We start from the raw sequence: 1,922 nt of genomic DNA, 5'->3' as shown, positions 1-1,922 counted from the left end.
CGTCCCCGGCGGAGGGGCCGACGGCGGCGTCGGGCCGGTCCGACGGCCCGGGACCGACCAGCGTCACCGATCCGACGGAGACGAGTGCGCAGGTCGGAGCCGTACCGGCACCCCTCGGGCCCGGCGAGTCCCTCGAGGCGCGGGTGGACGCGCTCGCCCCGAGCCGGGCGCCGTTCCCGGCGGCGGAGTTCTTCGCGGCGGCGCACCGTGCGCGTCCGCCGCTGCCTCCCGGTCCCGTGCGCGGACCGGCCCGGGGGGCCGAGGGGCCGGAGAACCCGGATGCCGGCACCGCGCGGGCGGGGAGCCGGCGGGGGGTGCGGGAGGGTCCACCGCCCGAGCGCCTGTCGGGGGCTCCGGGGTCCACGCGACCCCGGCGCCCGCTCTCCTCGCCGGGACCCGCGTCGATCCCGGGCGACGAGGGCGCCTCGGCGGGCGGCGACGAATCCGCCGGGACCCCCGAGGGGGCGGCGGCGCGGAGCGACCCGGGCGCCACCGGCCCGGTCCTCCCCGGCCGAGGGCACCCGGGCCGCGCGGTGGCCGGCGACGGGGACCCCGTCCCTGTCGCACGGGAGCTGCCCCGGCGCCGCGGCGACACCGTGATCCCGCCCCCGCGCGAGCCCGACGACACCGCGCAGGGGCGGCGGTGGACCACCGACGTGCCCACCCTGCGCCGGTTGGCCGACGGGCTGCGGAGGCGGTTGCGCTGATTCCCGGCCCCCGCACGCCCGAACCGCACCGCGCCCGCGTGTGCGCCGTTTCCCGTCCGCGCCCGGAATCGACCCCCCCGGTGCCCGCCGCAACGATTCCGGGTTACCCTTCAGGTTCCCCGTCCCACCTTTTCGAGACCGCCGGAAACCGTTCCCCCGCTGCCGGTGGTCGGAGGCACAGAATGAGCTCCATCGAGCATTCCCTGGACATGGCCGCCAACATCAAGGGCGCCTTCGCCGTCGCCGTGGTCGACTACGAGAGCGGCATGATGCTCGGCTCCCGCGGCGGCAGCGCCGAGTTCGACCTCGAGGTCGCGGCCCCCGGCAACAGCGACGTCGTCCGCACCAAGGTCGAGGTCACCCAGAAGCTCGGCCTGCGCGAGCAGATCGAGGACATCCTGATCACGCTGGACAACCAGTACCACCTGATCCGCCTGATCCGCGGCCTGCCGGACGAGAAGCTGTTCTTCTACCTGGTGCTCAACCGCGCGCAGGCCAACCTGGCCATGGCGCGGCGCGACCTGAAGGTCATCGAGCAGGAGTTCTACATGTCGCACCCGAACGCCGGCGCCCGCGCGCCGCAGGGCGACAACCAGTACTTCCAGGCCAACGCCCACCGCTGATCGCGCTCCGCGACGACCCCGCTACAAATTCAGGTGTGCTGAGCATCCCCGGCAGTCCCGGAGTCCTGCGCGTCGCGGCGAAGGAGGTCCTTCGCCAGCCGAGCGTGCTGGCCTGCGCGCTCGTCGACGTCGAGAGCGGGTTGACGCTCGACGCCGAGACCGCGGACCGCGCCCGGCTGGAGACGGAGGCGGTGGCCGCCGCGCAGGCCGAGGTCATCCGCGCCGCCCAGGCGCTGGCCCAGGTCGTGCGCGGCGCGCCGACCGAGGTCGTCGTGCGGCAGGGGTCCGCGGTGCTGCACCTGATCCGGCTGCTGCCGGACCCGCTGGGCCCCGGCCTGGTGCTCTCGGTGCTGGTGGTGACGCCCGAGCGCAACCTGCGCAAGGTCCGTCGCGTGCTGGACCGGATCGACCCCGCGGCCCTCGTGCCGCGCCGTCCGCCGNCCGCCCCGTCCGCGGGCCGCGGCGCCCGTGGCGGCACCGGCCGCGCAGCCCGCGCCGGCCGCCCCGGCCGGGTCCGAGGCGACCCCGACGCACCCCTCGTTCGAGGACGCCGTCGGCGGCGCCGGTGGCGGACCGGCCGGACCGGGCGGTG

At 76.7% G+C, this 1,922-nt stretch carries 1 protein-coding gene; it reads left to right on the top strand.

Going from position 1 to position 1,922, the window contains the following annotated elements; genetic code table 11:
* Positions 1–889: 889 nt before the first annotated feature.
* The gene (locus ACFQH9_RS25580) at positions 890–1,330 is read left to right on the top strand and encodes a hypothetical protein (protein WP_379569787.1); all 441 of its coding nucleotides are present in this window, start codon (positions 890–892) and stop codon (positions 1,328–1,330) included.
* Positions 1,331–1,922: the final 592 nt, after the last annotated feature.

The sequence above is a fragment of the Pseudonocardia lutea genome, assembly GCF_042658055.1.
GTDB classification, from domain to species: Bacteria; Actinomycetota; Actinomycetes; order Mycobacteriales; family Pseudonocardiaceae; genus Pseudonocardia; species Pseudonocardia lutea.
The sequence above is the reverse complement of the archived record's forward strand: the minus strand, read 5'-3'. Positions and strand labels throughout refer to the sequence as shown.

What these genes read in the sequence shown, in the direction of transcription:
- ACFQH9_RS25580 (WP_379569787.1), top strand. Translation starts at nt 890, where the DNA reads ATGAGCTCCATCGAGCATTCCCTGGACATGGCCGCCAACATCAAGGGC.